Below are 21,499 nucleotides of genomic sequence, written 5' to 3' on the forward strand. Positions count from 1 at the left end.
GGCGAACCCCACCGCGGCACGCCCCCTGTAGGAGCGGCGCAAGCCGCGACCGCGCCACCGCAAACACAGTGAACGTTCCGTCGTAGTTGCGTTGCCGCGGTCGCGGCTCGCGCCGCTCCTACAGTCGGATACGCGACTGAAGACACGCGGAGCCGCTCCCAAAAACCACCCGCCCTCAACCACGCCCACCCTCCGCCGCGAACGACCTCCGCAGCGCCACCGCCGCCGCCACCGCCCCCAGCGCCGCCAATCCCACCGGCCACGCCGCCGCCGGCCACCCGGCCGCCTGGACCACGCTGCCGAACAACGACGGCCCGATCACTTGGCCCAGGTAGCTGCCCTGCATCAACAGGCCGACCGCGATCGCGATCCGGCCCGGATCGCGTTCCAACTCGGCGGCGCCGCCGATGGTGGAAGCCGGCAACAACCCGCCGGCCAGCGCGAACAGCACGCACAGGCCGTAGGCGACGGTCGCGGGCAGCGGCAGCGCGAACACCGCCGCGGCCGACAGGCCCATCGTCGCGCTGGCGAGCGCGATCAGCCGCCAGCGCCGCGCGCCGCGGCGCAGCAACGCGCCGGCGGCGAGGTTGCCGAGCACGTTGGCGCCGATCGCCGCGCCGCTGAGCAGGCCGGCGCCGGCGGCGTCGACCTGCATGCGCTGCATCAGCAAGGTCGGCAGGAAGCTCAGCAGCGCATAGAACTGCAGCGCGTACAGCGCGAACGCCAGCGCCAGCAGCAGCGGGCCGCGCGCGCCGGCCACCGCCCACGCATCGGCGGCGATCGCCCGCCACGGCCGCGCGGCCGCGGCGCGCGCGGCCTGCGCCGACGGCGCGCGCACTGCCCAGTGCAGGGCCAGCGCCGCCGCCGCGCACAACAGCGCATTGAGTTCCCAATATCCGCGCCAGCCGTCCAGGGCGGCGCCGGTGGCCAGCGCCAGGGCCATGCCGGCGGGCATGTAGCAACTCCAGATCGCGAACACCACCGCGCGGTCGCGCGCCTGCGACAGCCGCTGCAGCACGCTCGCGCCGGCGACCGCGAACAGCAGGAAGCCGGCGCCTTCGAGCACGCGGGTGGCCATCAGCGCCGTCAGGCTATCGGCTTGGCTGCCGAGCGCGCTGCCCAGCGCCATCGCCGCCAGCCCGGCGACCTGCAGGCGACGGTCGCCCAGTCGCGCCACCAGCGCCCCGGCCGGCACGCTCGCGAACAGCCCGAGCAGGCCGAACACCGCCATCAGCCAGCCGCCGGCGCGCAGGTCCAGGCCGAGGTCGGCGCGCAGCGCGGGCAGGGCGATGGCGGTCTTGCCGACTTGCAGCGCGGCGATCAGCCCCGCGCCGAACACCGCGGCGACCGCGCGCCAGTCGGTCGAGGCGGCGTCCGCCTGGGCCGGGCGGTCGGGCGCCGTGTCGCTGGGCGGCTGCGCAGAGAAGGGCAGGGACGTCGATTTCATGCGCGCGGACCGGGTCGGAAACATGGCCGCCAGGGTGGGACCTCAAGCCCGCTTGAGGTCAATGCGGCGCGGGTGGAACGGTGTGGGGCCGCCAGTGAGCGCACGGGCGCGGGCAAGGCCGCTTCGACTCCCCTGGGCGCTGCTCCTGGCCCTGCCCCCAGCCCCGACCGCGCAGTTGCTGCATCAGAAGCGTGACTGAACTCGCATTTTCTGTATATTTTTGGTGATCGAAGGTGGGGCCGGGTGTCCGCACTGCGTTCGTACATAGGAGTGTCGGGAGGTCGGCGGCCTGCGATGGGGATCGCAGCCGGGCGGCGTCCCTCCGATCCGTCCCGCACCCCCCGGCGGCGGCGGAATGTCCACCACCACCATCGCGGCGGCTTCGGCCGCGCGTGCGTCACCAAGGGCGGGCCGGTCCCGCCGTTGCCAGGGGAGCCAATCGATGCACCGAACCCGCGCCGAACTCGACGGCGATCTGTGCCAACTCACCGCGGCGTTGCCGCTGTGGCGGCGTCATTGGAGCGACGACGCGGTGTTCTGGCCGCGCGTGGACAGCCTGATCGAACGCCTGCTGACGGTGACCCCGCGCGACGACCGCTGCCGGGTGGTTTCGCACATCAACCGCATCATCGCCGCGCAAGGGCTGGAACACGCGCCTTACGAGTGAGGTGCGGCGAGCGGGACGGGACGGCGAACTGCGGCGAATTTGGCGCATAGGCATTGGGAGAGAGCGAAAGCGCAATTTCGCTCTCTCCCAACGCCTGTCCGCTGTCTCCGCAGCGCCGCCATCCCCGCGGCGACCTCAGCGGTCGCTGCGCTTGAGCAACTCGTCGAGCAGCGCGCCCACGCGCGCGGCGTAGGCGTTGGGGGCGAAGCGCTGGGCGAAGGCGCGGCGCTGCTCGGCGTTGCCGACCACCGATTCGCGGCTGAGCCGGATCATCAACTGGGCCAGTTGCGGGCGGTCGTGCGGGTCGAAGCGCGGCATGTCGACCGGCGCCACTTCCTCCAGCGCGCCGCCCTCGGCCACCGCCACCGGGGTGCCGGCGGCCAGCGCCTCCAGCACCGGCAGGCCGAAGCCTTCGGCATAGGAGGGTTGCCACAGCCGTTCGGCGTCGTAGTACAGCCGCGCCAGTTCGTCGTCGGCGACCTGCTCGAACCAGTGCACGCCGTTGAGCCGTTGCAGTTCCGCGGGCACATCGGCGGGCGAGCCGACCACGACCAGGTCGGGGGTGTCGTAATGCTGGCGGCGCGCGTCCAGCCACGCGCGCAGGAACAGGTCGGCGTTGCGGCGCGGCTCGCGCGTGCCGACCAGCAGCCAGTAGCGCGGCGGCAGCGGCTGTCCCAGGCGGCTGCGCTCGGCCGGCGCCGGCATCGGCGCCACCGCGTCGGGCAACACGTAGAGCTTGTGCGCATGCGCCGGATACAGCCGGCCGCACTCGGCGGTGGTGTAGCGCGAGGGCGTCCAGATCGCGTCGGCGCTGGCGATGGAATGGCCGATCGCCGCCTCGTCGAGCATGCGTGCGGCCAGCGCGCGCAGCGGCGAGGACTTCGGCCGGCGCAGGGTCAGCTTGAACAGATCGTGCAGCAGCAGCACCTGGCGCACCGAGGCCGGCTTGCGCCACACCGGCAGGCCGCCTTCGGCCGCGGCGATGTAGACGTCGACCTGTTCGGCGCGCAGCGCCGCGGGCAGGAAGCCGGCCTCGAAGCGCCAGCGCCGGCGCAGGCCGGCGGCCGCACCGACGCTCGCACCGGCGCCCGTCGGGGCGGCCGCGGGCAGGTCGGCGGCGACCGCGATGGCGCGGTGCGGATGGTCGAGCGGCGCTTCGGTGAACAGCACCGTTTCGGTATCCGGCCGGCGCCGCAGCGCGCGCTCCAGCGCCAGCACCTGACGCGCCGGACCGCTGCCGGGCGCCAGGGTGGCGGCGCGGTAGTCCAGGCCTATGCGCATGCGGCCTCCACGGCAAAGCCCGCGCCGACACGCGGGGGCCGCGCGGCTGCAGGGATCGCGTTGGAGTGGGGAGGCTTCATGGGCGACGCGGGTCCTGGCAGGAAACGACTAACGGGACATGCGGCCGACTCAGCGCCTCTCCATTAGTGCGAACATCGTCACAATTATTATGTGATGAAGTGAGTTTCCGTGAGTCAGCCGCGCCGCGTTCGTTCATGAATTCACTGAACGATTCAAGGCCCGCCGGCAGGTCGCCGGCTGACGGCGCCATCACGGCCGGCTTGACACCCTGCGCGCGCCAGGCATCCACTATCGATGTTATTTAACCTTCTGGTTCAGTTATGCCTGCCGACTCGCTAAGCACCACCTTCGCCGCCCTCGCCGATCCGACCCGGCGCGCGATCCTGGCCCGCCTCGCCAGCGGCGAAGCCGGCGTGACCGAACTGGCCGAACCGTTCCAGATGAGCCTGCCGGCGATCTCCAAGCACATCAAAGTGCTCGAGCGCGCCGGCTTGGTCGCGCGCAGCCGCAGCGCGCAGTGGCGGCCGTGCCGGCTGGAGACCGCGCGCCTGCGCGAAGTGTCGGGCTGGCTCGACGAGTACCGCCAGTTGTGGGACGAGCGCCTGCAGCGGCTCGACGACTACCTGACCCAACTGCAGGCCGCGCCCGGTGCGCCGCATGACGATCCGCCGGCCTGAACCTGCCGCGTCCGCACCGACCTCGCGCGTTCGCGCCGCGGTGGAGCGCGCGCATGGCTGACGCCGGCCGGCCCGCGCGTGCACGTTCCGCCGCGGCCGGCGGCGCGGCGGCCGCGCCGACACGCGCGCCGTGCTGCGGCTTGCCGAGTCCGTTGGCCAGCGCGATCAAGACGACGGTGGCGTTGTCGGCGAGCGCTTCCGCCGCGACGCTTCCGGTTTCGGTTCGTCGCGATCCGAGCGCGAAGCCTCGGGGCTGAAATTCCTGCCACACGAGCACGCGGTTGTGGGAGGGCCTTCAGGCCCGACGCAGTTGGTTCAATTCGCCGCGATCTGATCGGAAAGCGTCGGGGCTAAAGCCCCTCCCACACGAGCCTGCAGTGTCGCGCGACTTTGCCGATTCGGTAATCGCCGATGACGCACCCGCACAAATAACATCGAGCGCGCGATGCATGCGAATACGGGCGTCGTCGCGTTGCGCGCTAACAAACCGCACAAGACCGTCGTCACCGCGCATGACGCGGTGCGCGCCGCCGGGCATCCGTTGGACATACTCCGCAAAGTTTCGCGCGCGCTAAACGGAACTGCGTCGAAGTACCGCGCGGACGTCGCGTATTAACGTCGCTGCACGCGTCTCCCACGCGCCGAGGGAGTGCGCCGCGTCGCCACACACGCCTGAACAATGCATCGACTCATCCGGGGACTCCACGCCGCGCGCCGCGCGGCGATCGACACTTCGCGCGATCGCGCACACGCGGCGCATCGTTCGCGATGTCCGCGCGCAGCCTTCGCGCTAGATGCGCTCAACGGCGCTCGCTGAGGTTTTCGACACTGCCGTCGTCCTTCGCAGCACATTCCCAGGGAATCCACTCAACAGGAGCCAGCCGCTCATGCCGCACGCCACTTTCAGCCGCGCGCCCTTGAACAAAGCGATCCGCCGCGCGCTGTTCGCCGCCGCCGTCGCCAGCCTCGCGCCGGCCGCGGCGCAGGCGCAGGACGCCAATGCCGCGCAGACCACCACGCTCGACCGCATCGAGGTCACCGGCTCCAACATCAGCCGCGGCGACATGGAGACCGCCTCGCCGGTGCAGTCGATCACCCGCCAGGAGATCGACCGCAGCGGCAAGGCGACCTTGGCCGAATACCTGCAGACGCTGACCTCCGACGGCGCCGGCTCGGTACCGCGCACCTACGGCACCGGCTTCGCGTCCGGCGGCTCCGGCGTGTCGCTGCGCGGTCTCGGCGCGGGTTCGACGCTGGTGTTGCTCAACGGCCGGCGCATGGCGCCGTACGGCCTCGCCGACGATGGCCAGAAAGTGTTCACCGACCTCAGCGTGATCCCGATGGACGCGGTCGAGCGGGTCGAGATCCTCAAGGACGGCGCCTCGGCGATCTACGGTTCCGACGCCATCGCCGGCGTGGTCAACATCATCCTGCGCAAGGAATTCAAGGGCGTGTCGGTGCGCAGCAGCTACGGCGTGTCCGGCGAAGGCGACGGCCAGATGGCCAAGGCCTCGGCGACGTTCGGCTTCGGCAGCCTCAACGACGACCGCTACAACGTCTACTTCAACATCGAAGGCGGCCAGACCGACGAGATCCGCGTCGCCGACCGCCGCGATCGCAAGTGGATCGGCACCGGCGACGCGCGCCGCTGGGGCTACAGCCAGACCAAGCGTTTCATGAACGGTTTCATCCTCGGCGACGACGCCTCGCCGTCGCCGGCCGGCAGCGTGCGCAATCCGATCACCGGGCAGTACCAGTCGCTGCCGGGCTGCGCGCAGTTCTCGCCGATCACGCCGCAGGACCCGAACGGCGGCTGCCTGTGGCAGTCGGGCCAGTTCAACAGCCTGGCGCCGGAAGAGAAGTACGTGAACCTGTTCGGCCGCGGCACCTTCGCGCTGTCGGACAACTTCGAGGCCTATGTCGAGGCCGGCTATTCGCGCAAGAAGAGCACCTTCCACAACACGCCCAACAGCGTGTCCGGCGCGTGGGGCTATCCCGGCGGTCCGGTCAACGCCGATTCCGGCGACGGCGCGGTGGTGCTGGGGCCGAACCATCCCGATAACCCGTTCCCGGGCCAGGCGGTGAACTTGCGCTATTCGGCGTTCGACGTCGGCCCGCGCATCATCCGCGGCGACAGCGAATTCAGCCGCGTGCTGGCCGGGATCAAGGGCACCGCCGGCGGCTGGGACCTGGACGTGGCCTACCTGCATTCGGAAAGCGAACTGACCAACACCCGCGACGGCTACCTGCGCTACAGCGCGGTGCGCGACGCGCTGACCAACGGCACCGGCCCCGGCGGCTGGTGGCGGATCGGCCAGAACGCCAACCTCAACAACCAGGCGCTGTACGACTACATCTCGCCGACCATCCACGCCGACGGCAAGACCACGCTGGACCTGTTCGACATCAAGGGCTCGCGTTCGCTGACCGAACTCAAGGGTGGTTCGCTCGGCATCGCCTTCGGCGCGGAATGGCGCCGGCAGAAGGCGCAGCTCGATCCGCAGACCTACACCGACACCGGCGACATCATCGGCCTGGGCTATTCGGCGTATCGCGGCACCCAGGAAGTCGCCGCGGCCTACGCCGAGATGGTGGCGCCGGTGCTGGAGAGCCTGGAGCTGTCGGCGGCGGTGCGCTACGACAGCTACAAGGGCGGCGACAGCGCGACCACGCCGAAGGTCGGCATCAAGTGGAAGCCGCTGCAGCAGCTGGCGCTGCGCGCGACCTACGCCGAAGGCTTCCGCGCGCCGAACCCGGCCGAGTCGGGCAAGGGCGGCCTTGCCGGCTTCACCGCCTCCGCCGACCCGGTGCGCTGCCCCGGCGGCAACCCGACGGCGGGCGCGAGCGTGCGCGACTGCGACATCCAGATCGCGGTGATCACCAGCCCCAACCCCGACCTCAAGGCCGAGGAATCCAAGAGCTACACCCTGGGCCTGGTGTTCGAGCCGACCAGCAACACCACCATCACCCTCGACGGTTGGGAGATCAAGCGCAGCAACGAGATCAACGTCGAGACCACCTCGGCCGCGGTCGCCGCCGGACGGGTGGTGCGCAGCGACAACAACCTGCCGGGCATTCCCAACTCGGGCACCTTGCTGGCGGCGCAGGCCGCCTACGTCAACTCGGCCTCGACCACGGTGCGCGGCATCGACCTGGACGTGCGCCAGGGGTTCGAGCTGGGCGGCTACGGCAAGCTCAACCTCGACCTGCAGTGGAGCCACATCAGCACCTACGAGCGCGAGGAAGAGGACGGCACCACGTTCGAGTACGCCGGCACCCACGGCAACTGCGACGTGACCAACTGCATCGGCACGCCGAAGAACAAGATCAACCTCGGCGCGACCTGGGAGATCGGCAACTTCGCCCTCAGCGGCGTGGCCAACTACATCGCCGACTTCAAGAACGTGACCGCCGAAGGCAACGCCTGCGCCAGCCGCTACGCCGACGGCACCCCGGCGCCGGGCAACGGCTGCCGGATCCCGTCGTTCACCACCTTCGACCTGTCCGGGCGCTGGCGCGCCAAGGACGGCGTGGAAGTGTTCGGCTCGGTGCAGAACGTGACCGACAAGATCGCGCCGCTGGATCCGCTGACCTATGGCGCGATCAACTACAACCCGATGCATTCCAGCGGCGCGATCGGCCGCTACTTCACCGTGGGGGTCAAGTACGACTTCCAGTAACCCATCCGCCCGCCGCTGACGGGCGAACCTGTCGGCCCACCCTCCAGTAAGCCGTTCTCCAGCCGTTTCGGGCTGTTCCGGCCCGCTCCGCGTTCGCGGGGCGGGCCTTTCTTTGTTGTGGGAGGGCCTTCAGGCCCGATGCCTTTCGGTCAGGTCGCCGCGATCGGAAACAAAAGCATCGGGCCTGAAGGTCCTCCCACGACCGCATGAGCCCATGCTGCCTTCCGCCCGGCCATGTCGATCCCCGCCGCCCCGGTTCGTCGCTCCGTCAAGGCCGGCGCTCCGCCGGTCGCGACGAGGACCACGACCATGAAATTCATGCTGATCGTCAAAGCCACGCCCGACAGCGAGGCCGGAGTCATGCCCGGCACCGAGCTGCTGGCCGCGATGGGCGCCTACAACGAGGAACTGGTGCGGGCCGGCGTGCTGCTGGCCGGCGAGGGCCTGCATCCGAGCGCGCGCGGCGCCCGGGTGTATTTCGACGGCCGCGCGCGGCGGGTGGCGGACGGGCCGTTCGACGCGCCCGGCGAACTGATCGCCGGCTTCTGGCTGATCCAGGCGCGCTCGCTGGAAGAGGCGGTGGAGTGGGTCAAGCGCGTGCCGAACCCGGACGGCGCGCAGTCGCAGATCGAGATCCGCCGCGTGTTCGATGCGGCCGACTTCGGCGAGGCGCTGACACCGGAACTGCAGGCGACCGAAGCGCGGCTGCGCGAGCAGGTCGGCGGCCGGCATTGAACCTGCGGGAAAGGCCTGCGCCGCGGCGCAGGCCGATGCCGTGGGAGGGCCTTCAGGCCCGACGCTTTTGTCGCAGGCGACGGCGAGCCGACCGTAAAGCATCGGGCCTGAAGGCCCTCCCACAACAGCGAAAGAAATCCGCCGGCCGTGTCGATCCACCCGCCGCGCATTCGTCGTCCTAGTGAAAGCGCGACCCACGCCTCCGCCGCGTCCGCGCCTTCCCTCATTCCATCCAAAGGAACCGCCACCATGCAACTCACCACTTACCTGTCCTTCGACGGCGACTGCCGCGAGGCGTTCGAGACCTACCAGACGATCCTCGGCGGCAAGATCCACGCGCTGATGCCGTTCGGCGACAACCCGGGTTGCGAAGGCCTGGCCGCCGCCGAGCGCGAGAAGATCATGCACGGCTGCTACGAACTCGACGGCTTCATGCTGATGGGCACCGACGCGACCGAACAGCACCCGTACCAGGGCGTGAAGGGCGCGCACGTCGCCTTGAGCCTCAACGATCCGGAACAAGCCGCGCGCATCTTCAAGGCGCTGGCGCAGGGCGGCAAGATCGAGATGCCGCTGCAGGAAACCTTCTGGGCGCTGGCCTACGGCATCCTCACCGACCGCTTCGGCGTGCCGTGGATGGTCAACTGCGTGCAGGCGATGGGCTGCGTGGACGGCGAAGGACACGGCCAGGCCGCGGCCTGACCGCGCGTTCGCGGCGACGGCGCGCGCGGTCCGACCGCCCGCTCCGCCGCCGCCGTTGCGACCGACCGGTCCCGCGCCGCGCGCGGGCCGCCGGCCCTTGCGAGCGGCCGCGCGAGGTGGTGTCATCCCTCGCCATGACGGCCACCGACACCCACCGCGCCATCGACGCCGTCTGGCGCATCGAATCGGCCAAGCTGATCGCCGGACTCACCCGCATGGTCCGCGACGTCGGCCTGGCCGAGGAACTGGCCCAGGACGCGCTGGTGGTCGCGCTGGAGAAATGGCCCGAGACCGGCGTGCCCGACAATCCGGGCGCGTGGCTGATGCAGACCGCCAAGAACCGCGCCATCGACCGGCTGCGGCGGCGCAAGCTGCTCGACCGCAAGCACGAGCAGATCGGCTACGAACTCGAATCCGACCAGGACGGCCACGAAGAGAAGTTCTTCGACAAGCTCGACGACGACATCGGCGACGACCTGCTGCGGCTGGTGTTCATCTCCTGCCATCCGGTGCTGTCGACCGAGGCGCGGGTCGCGCTGACCCTGCGCCTGCTCGGCGGCCTGACCACCGACGAGATCGCGCGCGCCTTCCTCGCCGCGGAGCCGACCATCGCCCAGCGCATCGTCCGCGCCAAGCGCACCCTGGCCGATGCGCAGGTGCCGTTCGAAGTGCCGCGCGGCGAGGAACTGGCGCAGCGCGTGTCCTCGGTGCTGGAAGTGATCTACCTGGTGTTCAACGAAGGCTATTCGGCCACCGCCGGCGACGACTGGATGCGGCCGAACCTGTGCGAGGACGCGCTGCGCCTGGGCCGGATCCTGGCCGGGCTGATGCCGAAGGAAGCCGAAGCGTTCGGCCTGGTCGCGCTGATGGAAATCCAGGCCTCGCGTTCGAAGGCGCGCACCGGCCCGGACGGCCAGCCGATCCTGTTGCTCGACCAGGATCGCTCGCGCTGGGACCGGCTGCAGATCCAGCGCGGCCTGGCCGCGCTCGAGCGCGCGGTGCAGCTCGGCGGTTCCGACGGGCCCTACGTGCTGCAGGCCGCCATCGCCGCCTGCCACGCGCGCGCGGCGACCGCGCAGGACACGCCGTGGGCGCGCATCGCCCAGCTGTACCAGCGCTTGGCCGCGCGCACGCCGTCGCCGGTGGTGGAACTCAACCGCGCGGTTGCGGTGTCGATGGCGTTCGGTCCGCAAGCCGCGCTGCCGCTGGTGGACGCGCTGCTGCAGGAGCCGTCGATGAAGCAATACCACCTGCTGCCGAGCGTGCGCGGCGACCTGTTGTTCAAGCTCGGCCGGCGCGAGGAAGCGCGCGTGGAGTTCGAGCGCGCCGCGGGCCTGACCCGCAACGCGCGCGAGCGCGATTTTTTGCTGGGCCGCGCGGCGGAGTGCGCGTGACCTCCGGCGCTGCATCGCCTCGATAGCCCCTGTAGGAGCGGCGCGAGCCGCGACCGCGACACCGCGCTTGCGACGCGACCGGCTACCCCGCGGTCGCGACTTGCGTCGCTCCTACAGGGGGCATTCGCGATATCCGAAGCGGCTCAATCGCGCGTGCTCGACTCCCAGGTCGCATGCATCACTCCCGGCAGGCGCCGCAATCGCTCCACCACCGCATCCAGCTCGGCCGCGACCACCGCGGTGCTGACCAGGATCGCGACGATCTGCGTCGCGGTCTCGCCGTGTTCGTCCACATCGACGTCGCCGACCGGATAGTTCGCCGCCTCCAGGTGATCGACCAGCCACTCGCGCGCCGCCGGCGCCGATTCCGGCGCCACGCTCAGCCGCACCTCGTAGGTCGCCTCCGACACGCGTTCGTCGATCGGCACGCGGTTGATCGCGTTGACCAGCGGCCGCAGCAAGGTGTTGCCGGCGATCACGAACGCGGTCAGCAGCGCGCCCTCGGCGATCATGTCCGCGCCGGTGCAGGCGCCGACCGCAGCCGAGCACCACAGGGTCGCGGCGGTGTTGAGGCCGCGCACGTTCATGCCTTCCTTCATGATCACGCCGGCGCCGAGGAAGCCGATGCCGGAGACCACGTAGGAGATCACCCGCACCGCTTCGACGCTGCCGGCCAGGCGCATGCCCAGATCGACGAACGCGGCCGCGCCGACCGCGACCAGCACGTTGGTGCGCAGGCCGGCGGTGCGTTGGCGGTACTGGCGTTCGGCGCCGATCAGGGTGCCCAGGACGAAGGCGGCGAGCAGGCTGGCGACGGTGTCGAGGAACGGCAGCAGTTGGAAGGTGTGCAGGAAGCGCATGGAGGCTCCGGGGGAGAGGTGCTGGAAGATCGTCGTGTCTGAGCGGAAGGCATCGGGCCTGAAGGCCCTCCCACGAGAGCTCTGAAGCCCTACCACAAGGACTCGGAAAGCTCTGCCGCCGAAGTTTGGCGGCGGCGGATGAAGGTTGTTGTGGGAGGGACTTCAGTCCCGACGCTTTTGTCGCAGGTCGCCGGACTCAGCCCGGATTGTCCAGGCTGAACCGGTCCGCCGCCTCGTCGTAGGCGAAATACTCCGCATAGCGCGCCCACGAGGTGACCGCGCGCACGGTCGCGGCGGCGTAGTCGGGCGACATGTGGTCTTCGAGCTCGTCGCGGAAGCGCCGCGCCGGCGCCTGGTGCGCGGCGCGCTCGTCCAGCACCCGGCGGATGTGCGCGGCCAGCGGCACGTGCGCGGCCAGCTGGCGCGCGAACAGGCGCTTGCGCGCATCGGTGTCGAGCGCGGCGAAGCGCGCGCCGGCCTCGCTCAGGCGCAGGTCGCCGTCGCCGAGTTCGGCCAGGCCGAGCAGCTGCAGGCTTTCGGCGATGGGAAACAGTTCGTCGACCTCCAACTGCAGTTGCGCCGCCAGCGCCGGCAGGTCGGCGTGGCCGCGGTACGGCGGCTCGGCCACCGCCTCGATCAGGCCGGCGATCAGATTGCTCGACACCGGCGGCAGCTCCATCGCCAACCCGCCGCGCGCGTTCGCGCCCGGATGCGCCGAGCCGGTCATACGCTCGTAGATCGCATCGACCAAGCCGCGGAAGGCCGGGTCGAAGCGATCGCGCGGCTGCGCCAACGGCACCTGGATCTCGTCGACCACCCGGCCCGGATGCGAGCCGAAGATCAGGATGCGGTCGCACATCAGCACCGCCTCCTCGATGTTGTGGGTGACCATCAGGATCGCCTCGATCGGCATGCGCCGTTCGGCCCACAGGTCGAGCAGGTCGCCGCGCAAGGTCTGCGCGGTGAGCACGTCGAGCGCGGAGAACGGCTCGTCCATCAGCAACACCTTGGGCTCGACCACCAGCGCGCGGGCCAGGCCGACGCGCTGGCGCATGCCGCCGGACAGTTCCTTCGGGTACGCGCTCTCGTAGCCGTCCAGGCCGATCAGGTCGATCGCCGCGAGCGCGCGCGGGCGCCGCTGCGCCGGCGCCACGCCGCGCGCTTCCAGGCCCAGCTCGACGTTCTGCAGCACGGTCAGCCACGGGAACAGGGCGAAGCTCTGGAACACCATGGCGATGTCGGCCGGCGCGCGGCTCAACGGCGTGCCGAGGAACTCGACCTCGCCGGCGCTGGGCCGGATCAGTCCGGCGATGGCGCGCAGCAGGGTGGACTTGCCCGAGCCGGAACGGCCGAGCAGGCCGACGATCTCGCCGGCGCGCAATTGCAGGTCGACGTGGTCGAGCACGCGCAGCGGTTCGCTGCCGGCTTTGGGGTAATGCTGGCTGAGGCCGCGCACGTCGATCAGCGGGCGCAGGCAGGTGTGCAGGGTCATGGCGAAACTCCTTCGATTCGGGGTGCGGACACGCGTGCGCTCAATCCAGGCGCAGGCGGCGTTCGGCGTAGGCGTACAGCGGGCGCCACAGGGCGCGGTTGAAGGCGGTGACGAACAGCGACATCACCGCCACGCCGAGCACGATGCGCGGGAAGTCGCCGGCCTCGGTGGCGCGGGCGATGTAGGAACCCAGGCCGTAGGCCTCGACCTTGCGATCGCCCCAGGTCACCAGCTCGGCGACGATGCTGGCGTTCCACGAACCGCCCGAGGCGGTCAGCGCGCCGGTGACGTAGTAGGGGAACACCGCCGGCCCGATCGCGCGCCGCCACCACGTCCACGACCGCAGCCGGTACACGCTGGCCGCCTCGCGCAGGTCGGTCGGCACCGCGCTGGCGCCGGCGATGACGTTGAACAGGATGTACCACTGGGTGCCCAGCACCATCAGCGGCGACAGCCACACGTCCGGGTTCGCGCCGGTGGCGAGGATCGCGATCACCGCCGCCGGGAACAGCACGTTGGCCGGAAACGCGGCGAGCAACTGCGCCACCGGTTGCGCGCGCTGGGCCCAGCGCGGACGCAGGCCGATCCACACCCCGACCGGCACCCAGATCGCGCTGGCGATGGCGATCAGCACGACCACCCGCAGCAGCGTCGCCAAGCCGCCGCCGAACGCGGCGCGCAGGTCGTCCGCTTGCAGGTGCTGGCGGCCGTAGTCGAGCGCGAGCCACGCGCCGGCCGCGGCGGCGAGCAGCAACGCGGCCAGCCACAGGCGATCGGGCCACGGCGACGCCGGCGCGACTACGCCGGCCGCGGCGACCGGCACGCGCGGCCGCAAGCGCAGGCATAGCGCGCGCTGCCACAGCCACGCCAGCGGCCGCAGCGCGCGCTTGCCGGCGCGGGTGCGGCGGATCAGCTCGTACATCCACGAGCGCGGCCGCTGCTGGCTGGCGGTCTGCTCGCTGCGGAACTTGTCGGCCCAGGCCACCACCGGCCGGAACACCAGTTGATCGCACAGCGCGATCACCGCCGCCATCGCCGCCACCGCCCAGCCGACCGCGGCGAAGTCCTCGCGCGCGATCGCCAACGCCAGGTACGAGCCGACGCCCGGCAGCGCGATGGTGGTATGGCCGACGCTGATCGCCTCGGAGGCGACGATGAAGAACCAGCCTCCGGACATCGACATCATCGCGTTCCACACCAGACCCGGCATCGCGAACGGCGCTTCCAGCCGCCAGAACCGTTGCCACGCGCTCAGGCCGAAGCCGCGCGCGACTTCGTCCAGATCGCGCGGCAAGGTGCGCAGCGACTGGTAGAACGAAAACGCCATGTTCCAGGCCTGGCTGGTGAAGATCGCGAACACCGCCGCGCATTCGGCGCCGAGCTGGCGGCCCGGGAACAGGCCGAGGAACGCGGCCACGGTGAAGCTCAGAAAGCCCAGCACCGGTACCGACTGCAGGATGTCGAGCGCCGGCACGATCAGGCGTTCGGCGCGCCGGCTCTTGGCCGCCCAGGTGGCGACGGTGAAGGTGAACAGCAACGAGGCCAGCATCGCCGCGAACATGCGCAGCGTGGTGCGCAACGCGTAGTCGGGCAGGCGCGCCGGATCGAGCGAGACCGGCGCGGCGTCGAGCGCCGCCAACGGCGCGCGGGTTTCCATCGCCGCGTGCGCCAGCGCCACCGCGGCGGCGATCAGCAGGGCGAAGGCGATCAGGTCATAGGCGTTGGGCCACCAGCGCGCGCGCAGCGGCGCCGGCGGAAATTGCAGGAAGGGACGGAACATCGGGACAGGCCTCGGAACGGCGGAGCGGATGCGCATCGCGGTGCGCACGGCGGTCGGAGCGGCGATCGCGGCGGTCGCGGCGATCCATGCGTTCTCGTCCCGGCGGTTCCTCGGCCGCGCCGGCGCGGGTCCAGCGGCATTCCAGGCGCCCGCTCTGCGGCGAACGCCGCCATGTCGCGACCAGTGCGCCGCGCGCGTCGGCGGCGTCGCGTTCGCGCAACTGCGCGCAGGCCAGGCGCAGCAGCGGCGCGATGGCGCGGTACGGGGCCTTGCCGGGCTGCGGGCGCAGGCGGTTGGCGGGGAAGTGCAGCAAGGTCATGGTGTGCTCCTTGCGGTCGCGCGGACCGTGCGTGAGCGCGCGTCGTTCAACGCAGCGCGAGGTTGAAGCCCAGGGTCAGCCAGGGGCCGCGCGGGTCGCGCGCGCGGTCGCCGAGCAACAGGTCGAGGCTGGCGTCGGCGCCGAACGCGCGGCGCAGGCCGAGCTGGCCGCCGAGGTCGCCGTGCGGATCGGCGTAGAGCTCGGCCAACGCGGTCCAGTCCGCGGCCAGCGCCTGCTCCAGGCCGACGCCGCCGGTGAGGCGCGCGCGGCCGTGGCGCGGCTGGTTCCAGCCGAGGTTGAAATGCCACAGGCGCGGGCCGCTAGGATCGGGGCCCAGGGTCAGCGGCAGGTTGAAGTTCCAGCCGTCGTAGCGGGCGCCGTTCCAGTTGGCGCCGAGCGACGCGGCCAGGGCCCAGCCGTGCGCGGAGGCGTGCAGCGTGCGCTTGGCGCTCAGGACCTGCGCGGCCGGCGCGTGCGGCGCGGCGTAGTCGCTGTGGCTCAGGCCGAATTCGGTGCCGGCCAGGTTGCAGGCCGGGGCGAGGGTCAGTTCGCGCGCCGGCGCCGCGGTTCGCAGCCAGCTTTCGAGCTGGCAACGGCCGCGTTCGACGGTGGCGGCATCGTCGACGTAGAGACTGGCGCCGGCGCGCGCGGCACCGACGTGCAGCGACAGCGCCGCGAACAGGCAAAACAGGGCGAAACGGAAGGGCATCGGCGCGCTCCGGACGAACGGAAACGCCAGCGGCCACCCGGAAGCGGTCTGGGTTTTGACTGCAGTGCGATGGGAAAGCGAGCGCGCGCCCGCACCGCGCGGAGCGGGCGGAGCATCGGTGATGGGTTACGTGCGACTCGGCTTCGTTCTGCGCGAACGGAGCCGACCTGGGACATCCCAGACCTGGAGCGATCCGTCAGCGCGAGCGCTGCAGCGAAGGTCTAGATCGACTGTCCAAGGGGGCCTCTGGAGGGCGGAAGGGGGTCGTGCGGGGCGCATGATCCTCGCCGATCGCGGCCGGGTCAACCCCGTTGCGCAGCGGCGACGGCGATTCGCCAGAACCGGTTCAGTCGCGGCTGTTACAAGGTTGCAGCGCCGCGCCGCGCCGCCGGCTGCCGAGCCGATCTGTGTCGGCGGCGTGCCGGTTCGGCCGACGCCGCCGTGCGCGCGCTTGCGCGGCCATGGATTCGATGTGGTGCGGCCGGCGTCGTCGTCGATGTCCGAGGCCCACGCTTCGCTCGTGATCGGGGCGGTTGCGACCGGCGTTCGCGCATCGCGACGTTGGCCCGCGTCGGATCGTTGCGGGTCGCCGCCGCAACGTTGCGCTGCTGGAATTCACACGCGACGAAACCGTCGGAAGCGGCGTTTTTATCGAATCGTTTACGCAAGCGCAGCGCGGCTTCGTCCACGATCCGCGGCAAGCGACGACAGGATGCGGACATGGACGCGGTTGCATGGACAGGACTGGCGATGCTGCTGGCGGCCAACGCGCTCGCCACGCGCAAGGCGTGGCGCTGCAGGCGGCTGAGGCCGGGCGTGCGCGGCGCGCTGATCGCAGGCGTGTGGCTGCTGCCAGTGTTCGGCGCGGTCTGGGCGTTGTTGGCGACCGAGCTGCCGGCGGTGCCGGCGCGGATGCGGGTGCGGATCGTCGCCGGCTCGCACGGCGCGCGCCGCGGACCCGCGGGCGAGGGCGCGGCGTTCTGGGCGCACGTCGGCGCGACGGTCGATAGCGGCGGCAGCGGCGGTTCGTATTGCGGCAGCGATTCCAGCGGCGGCTGCCATGGCGGCGGCGATGGCGGTAGCGGCGGCGATTGCGGCGGTGGTGGTGGCGATGGCGGAGGCGGCGGTTGCCATTGAGTCGCCGCTAGCGAGCTGTAGGCGCTGCGCAAGCGGCGGCCGCGAAACCGCAATTACGCCGCAAGCGCGATCTCGCGGTCGCGGCTTGCGCAACTTCTACAGTCGGATACGCGCTTGCATCCGCGCGCTCAGGCGCGCGCCAGCGTCGCCTCGATCAAGCTCGCCATCGTCGCCGCCGCATCGGCTTCGTCGATGCGCCCATGGGTCATCTCGCGCGACAGCGCCTCGCCGGCGCCGACGATGGCGACACAGCGCCGCTGCAGTTCGGCGTCGTCGACTTTCGCGTACGGCGCGAGCAGGCCGCGATAGAACTCGACGTAGGCCGCGGTGAGTTCGCTCTGCACCCGCTCCATTTCCTCGTCGCCCTTGAGCGCGGCGAAGATCGCGTGGCATTCCGGACCGGCGGTGCGGAAGCAGCTCATGTAGCTGGCGCCCATCAGCCGCGCCACGTCGCCCAGGCGCTTGGGCGTGCGCGCGAAGTCCTGCGCCGCGGTCGCGGCCTGGCGTTCGTCGATGCGCCGGTACAGCGCGATCAACAGGCCCGAGCGGGTGCCGAAATGTTCGTAGGCGATCGGCTTGCTGACCCCGGCGCGCTCGGCCAGCGCGCCCAGGCTCAGCGCATCGGTGCCTTGCTCGCGCACCATCGCCATCGCCGTTTCCAGCAGCTGTTCGCGCCGGTCGGCCTTGGACATGCGTTTGGCGGGAGCGGTGGTCATCGGTCGGCCTGTGCGGAGAAAGAACGCGCTTGACAGCGGCGCGAGGATTGTATCCTACTGTAGGTAACTTACCAATCGTAGCTTGTGCCGGCGCCATCGGGGCGCGGCGCCGGCGCGATGCCTATCGGATCGCGATCATGAACATTGCCACGGTTTCTTCCGCCACTCCCGCGCCGTCTGCCGCTGTCTCCGATGCGGCGGCGCTCGCGCCGGTGCTGATCGTCGGCGGCTCCGGCGTGGTCGGCGCGCAGGGCGCGCAAGCGCTGCGCCGGCTGCATCCGCGGCTGCCGCTGGCCATCGCCGGTCGCGACCGCGCGCGCGCCGAGGCGGTCGCCGCCCGGGTCGGCGGCGCCAGCGCGCTGGCGGTGGACCTGCAGCGCGAGGACCTCGGCCTGCCGGCCGACGCGCGTTTCAGCGCGGTGGTCGTGTTCGTCAAGGACGACACGCTCAACACCCTGAAGTACGCCTTGCATCGCCGTTTGCCGTACGTCAGCACCTCAAGCGGCTCGTTCGAGATCGCGCCGGAAGTGAGCCTGCACCTGCGCCATCCCGGCCGCTCGCCGATGCTGCTGGCCAGCCACTGGCTCGCTGGCGCGGCGACCCTGCCGGCGCTGCATTTCGCCGCCGCCCTGCGCCGGGTCGAACGCATCGGCCTGTTCGCCCTGCTCGACGAACACGACATGGGCGGTCCGGCCGCGGCGGCCGATTACGAGCGCCTGACCAGCGCCGCCGCCGCGCAGATCCTCGAGCGCGGCCGCTGGCGCTGGGTGCGCGGCGAGCAGGCCGCCGGCGCGGGCGTCAGCGTCGACGGCACGCCGATGCCGGCGCAGGCCTATTCGCCGATGGACGTGGTCAGCCTGGCCGCGGCCACCGGCGCGCATTCGATCCGGCTCGACCTGGCGCTGGGCGAAACCGCCAGCCGTCGTCGCGGCGAGGCGTTCTCCACCGAGATCGCGATCGAACTGGAAGGCGAGGACGCCGACGGCCGGCGCGTGCGCACCCGCCACGAACTGGTGCATCCGCAGGGCCAGGCGCCGCTGACCGCGCTCGGCATCGCCCTGGGCGTGGAACGGCTGCTCGGCCTGGACGGCGCCGAGGCGCCGGCGCCGGGGTTGTACACGCCGGACCTGTTGATCGAGCCGGGGTACTTTCTGCGGCGGCTGCAGGAGGCGGGGTTGCGGGTGGTGGAGCGAGGAGTGAGCGTGGAGGAGTGAGGAGCGAGAGAAAGCGGAGAGTGCGGGCGCGCTTTTGCTCGCCGTTCTACCGCCCCGGCGTCTGGGTCGTATATGCCGGGCCTGCTGATCGAGCCGGCGTATTTCCTGCAGCGGCGGCGCGAGGCGAGGCTGTGGGGGTGGAGCGAGGAGTGAGCGTGGAGGAGTGAGGAGCGAGAGAAAGCGGGGGAGTGCGGGCGCGGTTTTGCTCGCTCCTCGGTCCTCCACGCGCGCTCCTCGGCTCCTGCTACATTGACGCCGCAGGGGGCTGCCGAGACGCACCGAGGGGACGCAAGTGCAGCAAGCAATCCGACTGGCCGGCTTCTTCGCCGCCCATGGCGTGTGGTGCGTGGCCGACGGCGAGGACCTGATCCCTCTCTACGCCTTCGAGGACCCCGCCGGCGAGCGCAAGATGGTGCGCTACGCCGGCGAGCAGGTCGAAGACGCGGTGGCCGAAGCGCGCGCTCGGCTGGCCGCGAACCCGGACGGCGCGCAGCACGCGGTGCTGGTGCACGACGGCTTCCTGACGTTGCCCTCGGGCCGCACCGACGCGCTGATCCTGAGCGTGCGCGATTTCGCCGGCGAAGGCGCGCTGACCCTGGCCGTGCCGTACCGCAACGCCGCCCATCCGCTCGGCTTCGCCGTGCACCGGCCGAAGTTCCTGGACTGGCGCGGCGAGCAGGAGCCCGACTACGGCCAACTCGGCGAGGACTTCTTCGCCGGCGTGGAAGAACACGAGATGGGCGACCGGGTCTGGCAGGCGCGGCTAGACGATTCGATCTGAGGCCCGGGCGCCCGGGCCGCGGGCGTCGCCTGTGTCGCACATGCGCGGATGCGCGGCGGCATGTCCGAATCATGATCGGCATCGCATAAATTCCTGCCGTCGCGCAAAGCAATTGCCATCGGCCGCGAACATCATGGCGGGTCGCCCGCGGCCGCGGGCGGCACCGACTTCCGCCTGCCGACGCCCGCGCCCGATGACCGATCCGCAACGCCGCCGTTTCCTCATCGGCCTGACCGTCGGCGGCGCCGCGACCGTGGCCGGGCCGATCGCGTTATGGCGCTACACCGGCGGCCACGGCCACAGCCTGGGCGCGCCGCCGGACCTGCAATCGCTGCCGCCGGACGCGCGCTTCGTGCAGCCGCTGCGCCTGCCCGGCAGCGCCGGCCCGATGGCCGAGATCGATCTGGGCGCGCCGCTGGAACTCAGCGCGCAGGCGACGCAGTCGAACCTGTTCCCCGGCCCCGCCACCGCGCTGTGGGCCTACACCGCGCGTACCACCGCGGGCGAGGCGCTCAACCCGCTGCTGCGCGCGCGCCGCGGCGACAGCATCGACGTCGGCCTGCGCAACCGCTTGAACGAAGACACCACCGTGCACTGGCACGGCCTGCACGTGGACGAGGCCAACGACGGCAGCGGGCTGCATCCGGTCGCCGCCGGCGCCAGCCGCCGCTATCGCTTGCGCGTGGACAACCGCGCCGGCCTGTACTGGTACCACGCCCATCCGCACGGCCGCACCGGCGCGCAGTTGCAGCGCGGGCTGGCCGGCCTGCTGTTGGTCGAGGACGAAGAAGAACTCGCGCTGCGCCAGCGCCTGGGCCTGCGCTGGGGCGAGCGCGACCTGCCGCTGATGATCGCCGACAAGCAAGTCGATGCGCGCAACGCGATCGTCTACAAGGACGGCGCCGACGACTGGATCGGCAACCGCGTGCTGGTCAACTGGACGCCCGAGCCTTACCTCGATGTGATTCCCGCGTGGTACCGCTTCCGCCTCGCCAACGTGAGCAACGCGCGCATGCTGCGGCCGTGCTTCCTGCACGAGGACAAGCCGTTGCCGATGCTGTTGATCGGCGGCGACGGCGGCCTGCTCGAACGCGCCTGGCCGATCGACGACCTGTTCCTGGCGCCGGCCCAGCGCGCCGACGTGCTGGTCGACTTCGGCGCGCTCGCGCCCGGCGCCAAGGCGGTGCTGCGCAGCCTGGATTATGTGGCGATGGAGAACGAGGACGAATCCGGCGCGTTCGCGCCCGACCCGATGGGCGACCATCCCGGCGCGGTGGCGATGGGCGAGCCGCTGGACCTGATGGAGTTGCGGGTGATCGAGTGCGCGACCCAGCGTCCGCCCGCGCAACTGCCTTCGCTCGACGCGATGTCGGCCGTGCCGGCGCCGCCGGACACCGCCGGCTGGCCGGTGCGCGCGTTGCGCCTGCGCATGGACGAACAAGGCCGCTGGTTCATCAACGACTGGAACTTCCACCTCAGCGGCCACGAACCGGCGTTCACGGTGAAGCGCGGAACGCGCGAGGTGTGGGAGATCCGCAACAGCATGACCAGCATGCCGCACCCGATGCACCTGCACGGCTTCCAGTTCCGCGTGGTCTCGCGCGCGATCAGCCCGCCGGACATCCGCGGCCGCCAGGTCGCGCCGAACGGATTGACCGCGCAGGACCTGGGCTGGAGCGACACGGTGGTGGTGTGGCCCGGCGAGATCGTGCGCCTGGCGATCGACTTCTCGCAGCCGTTCCAGGGCGTGCAGCGCTACATGCTCCATTGCCACAACCTCGAACACGAGGACATGGGGATGATGCTGACCTTCGCCGTCGCCGACTGATCCCGCGCCGCCCGTTGCGTATTCCTTCTTTCGCGCTTCCCGCATTCCCGGAGTTCCGC

Annotated in this window: 19 protein-coding genes and 1 pseudogene; 11 read left to right on the forward strand and 9 right to left on the reverse strand. The window is 71.2% G+C overall.

Going from position 1 to position 21,499, the window contains the following annotated elements; all coding sequences use genetic code 11:
* Positions 1-175: 175 nt before the first annotated feature.
* Positions 176-1,447 (reverse strand): MFS transporter, encoded by a 1,272-nt coding sequence (locus RDV84_RS07970; RefSeq protein ID WP_309153005.1) that lies wholly within the window; start codon positions 1,445-1,447, stop codon positions 176-178.
* 442 nt (positions 1,448-1,889) lie between these two features.
* On the opposite strand from RDV84_RS07970, the gene RDV84_RS07975 reads away from it, so the two are divergent.
* Positions 1,890-2,114 carry a hypothetical protein gene (locus tag RDV84_RS07975; protein WP_057949550.1) on the forward strand — a complete coding sequence of 75 codons (225 nt, stop codon included), beginning with the start codon at positions 1,890-1,892 and terminating at the stop codon, positions 2,112-2,114.
* Positions 2,115-2,249: 135 nt separating this feature from the next.
* On the opposite strand, the gene RDV84_RS07980 is transcribed toward RDV84_RS07975, so the two are convergent.
* The gene (locus tag RDV84_RS07980) at positions 2,250-3,395 is read right to left on the reverse strand and encodes a glycosyltransferase family 4 protein (RefSeq protein WP_057949549.1); all 1,146 of its coding nucleotides are present in this window, start codon (positions 3,393-3,395) and stop codon (positions 2,250-2,252) included.
* A gap of 341 nt (positions 3,396-3,736) precedes the next feature.
* Here RDV84_RS07980 and RDV84_RS07985 point away from each other — a divergent pair, with 341 nt between their 5' ends.
* The 4 genes from RDV84_RS07985 (at position 3,737) to RDV84_RS07995 (ending at position 8,508) form a co-directional block, all read left to right on the forward strand.
* On the forward strand, positions 3,737-4,093 hold the full coding sequence (locus tag RDV84_RS07985; RefSeq protein WP_057949548.1) for an ArsR/SmtB family transcription factor: 357 nt from the start codon (positions 3,737-3,739) through the stop codon (positions 4,091-4,093).
* Between the two features lie 887 nt (positions 4,094-4,980).
* Positions 4,981-7,773 carry a TonB-dependent receptor gene (locus tag RDV84_RS07990; RefSeq protein WP_309153006.1) on the forward strand — a complete coding sequence of 931 codons (2,793 nt, stop codon included), beginning with the start codon at positions 4,981-4,983 and terminating at the stop codon, positions 7,771-7,773.
* A 117-nt stretch (positions 7,774-7,890) separates the two neighbouring features.
* On the forward strand, positions 7,891-7,983 hold the full coding sequence (locus tag RDV84_RS27310) for a DUF6053 domain-containing protein (protein WP_486624514.1): 93 nt from the start codon (positions 7,891-7,893) through the stop codon (positions 7,981-7,983).
* Positions 7,984-8,082: 99 nt separating this feature from the next.
* Positions 8,083-8,508, forward strand: a complete 426-nt coding sequence (locus RDV84_RS07995; RefSeq protein WP_057949546.1) for a YciI family protein — start codon at positions 8,083-8,085, stop codon at positions 8,506-8,508.
* 42 nt (positions 8,509-8,550) lie between these two features.
* Here RDV84_RS07995 and RDV84_RS26020 read toward each other — a convergent pair.
* Positions 8,551-8,844: pseudogene (locus tag RDV84_RS26020) on the reverse strand (DUF6053 domain-containing protein); the annotation flags it as partial.
* Between RDV84_RS26020 and RDV84_RS08000 the strand changes: the two are divergent.
* Together RDV84_RS08000 and RDV84_RS08005 are read left to right on the forward strand one after the other, a co-directional pair.
* Positions 8,758-9,210, forward strand: a complete 453-nt coding sequence (locus RDV84_RS08000) for a VOC family protein (protein WP_309153007.1) — start codon at positions 8,758-8,760, stop codon at positions 9,208-9,210. The pseudogene RDV84_RS26020 and the gene RDV84_RS08000 overlap by 87 nt on opposite strands.
* Positions 9,211-9,344: 134 nt before the next feature.
* Positions 9,345-10,604, forward strand: coding sequence for an RNA polymerase sigma factor (locus RDV84_RS08005; RefSeq protein ID WP_309153008.1), 1,260 nt, complete (start codon positions 9,345-9,347; stop codon positions 10,602-10,604).
* 143 nt (positions 10,605-10,747) lie between these two features.
* Here the strand turns inward: RDV84_RS08005 and RDV84_RS08010 are convergent, their stop codons facing one another.
* From RDV84_RS08010 to RDV84_RS08030, 5 genes are all read right to left on the reverse strand, one after another.
* Positions 10,748-11,464: an MgtC/SapB family protein gene (locus RDV84_RS08010; protein WP_057949543.1), complete on the reverse strand. Its 717-nt coding sequence runs from the start codon at positions 11,462-11,464 to the stop codon at positions 10,748-10,750.
* A 196-nt stretch (positions 11,465-11,660) separates the two neighbouring features.
* Positions 11,661-12,956 (reverse strand): ABC transporter ATP-binding protein, encoded by a 1,296-nt coding sequence (locus RDV84_RS08015; protein ID WP_309153009.1) that lies wholly within the window; start codon positions 12,954-12,956, stop codon positions 11,661-11,663.
* Between the two features lie 40 nt (positions 12,957-12,996).
* Positions 12,997-14,736 carry an ABC transporter permease gene (locus RDV84_RS08020; protein ID WP_309153010.1) on the reverse strand — a complete coding sequence of 580 codons (1,740 nt, stop codon included), beginning with the start codon at positions 14,734-14,736 and terminating at the stop codon, positions 12,997-12,999.
* Positions 14,669-15,055: a hypothetical protein gene (locus tag RDV84_RS08025; RefSeq protein ID WP_309153011.1), complete on the reverse strand. Its 387-nt coding sequence runs from the start codon at positions 15,053-15,055 to the stop codon at positions 14,669-14,671. The genes RDV84_RS08020 and RDV84_RS08025 overlap by 68 nt, the downstream gene beginning before the upstream one ends.
* Before the next feature lie 46 nt (positions 15,056-15,101).
* Positions 15,102-15,764 (reverse strand): hypothetical protein, encoded by a 663-nt coding sequence (locus tag RDV84_RS08030; RefSeq protein ID WP_309153012.1) that lies wholly within the window; start codon positions 15,762-15,764, stop codon positions 15,102-15,104.
* A gap of 561 nt (positions 15,765-16,325) precedes the next feature.
* On the opposite strand from RDV84_RS08030, the gene RDV84_RS08035 reads away from it, so the two are divergent.
* On the forward strand, positions 16,326-16,901 hold the full coding sequence (locus RDV84_RS08035) for a hypothetical protein (RefSeq protein ID WP_309153013.1): 576 nt from the start codon (positions 16,326-16,328) through the stop codon (positions 16,899-16,901).
* A 128-nt stretch (positions 16,902-17,029) separates the two neighbouring features.
* On the opposite strand, the gene RDV84_RS08040 is transcribed toward RDV84_RS08035, so the two are convergent.
* Positions 17,030-17,617, reverse strand: coding sequence for a TetR/AcrR family transcriptional regulator (locus tag RDV84_RS08040; RefSeq protein ID WP_057949537.1), 588 nt, complete (start codon positions 17,615-17,617; stop codon positions 17,030-17,032).
* Between the two features lie 137 nt (positions 17,618-17,754).
* Here RDV84_RS08040 and RDV84_RS08045 point away from each other — a divergent pair, with 137 nt between their 5' ends.
* From RDV84_RS08045 to RDV84_RS08055, 3 genes are all read left to right on the forward strand, one after another.
* The gene (locus RDV84_RS08045) at positions 17,755-18,831 is read left to right on the forward strand and encodes a hypothetical protein (RefSeq protein ID WP_309153014.1); all 1,077 of its coding nucleotides are present in this window, start codon (positions 17,755-17,757) and stop codon (positions 18,829-18,831) included.
* 292 nt (positions 18,832-19,123) lie between these two features.
* Positions 19,124-19,612: a hypothetical protein gene (locus RDV84_RS08050; protein WP_139381986.1), complete on the forward strand. Its 489-nt coding sequence runs from the start codon at positions 19,124-19,126 to the stop codon at positions 19,610-19,612.
* Between the two features lie 193 nt (positions 19,613-19,805).
* Positions 19,806-21,440, forward strand: coding sequence for a multicopper oxidase family protein (locus RDV84_RS08055; RefSeq protein WP_309153015.1), 1,635 nt, complete (start codon positions 19,806-19,808; stop codon positions 21,438-21,440).
* The last annotated feature ends 59 nt before the right edge of the window (positions 21,441-21,499 follow it).

It is taken from the genome of Lysobacter yananisis, from assembly GCF_031199375.1.
In the GTDB taxonomy this organism is placed as follows: domain Bacteria; phylum Pseudomonadota; class Gammaproteobacteria; order Xanthomonadales; family Xanthomonadaceae; genus Lysobacter; species Lysobacter yananisis.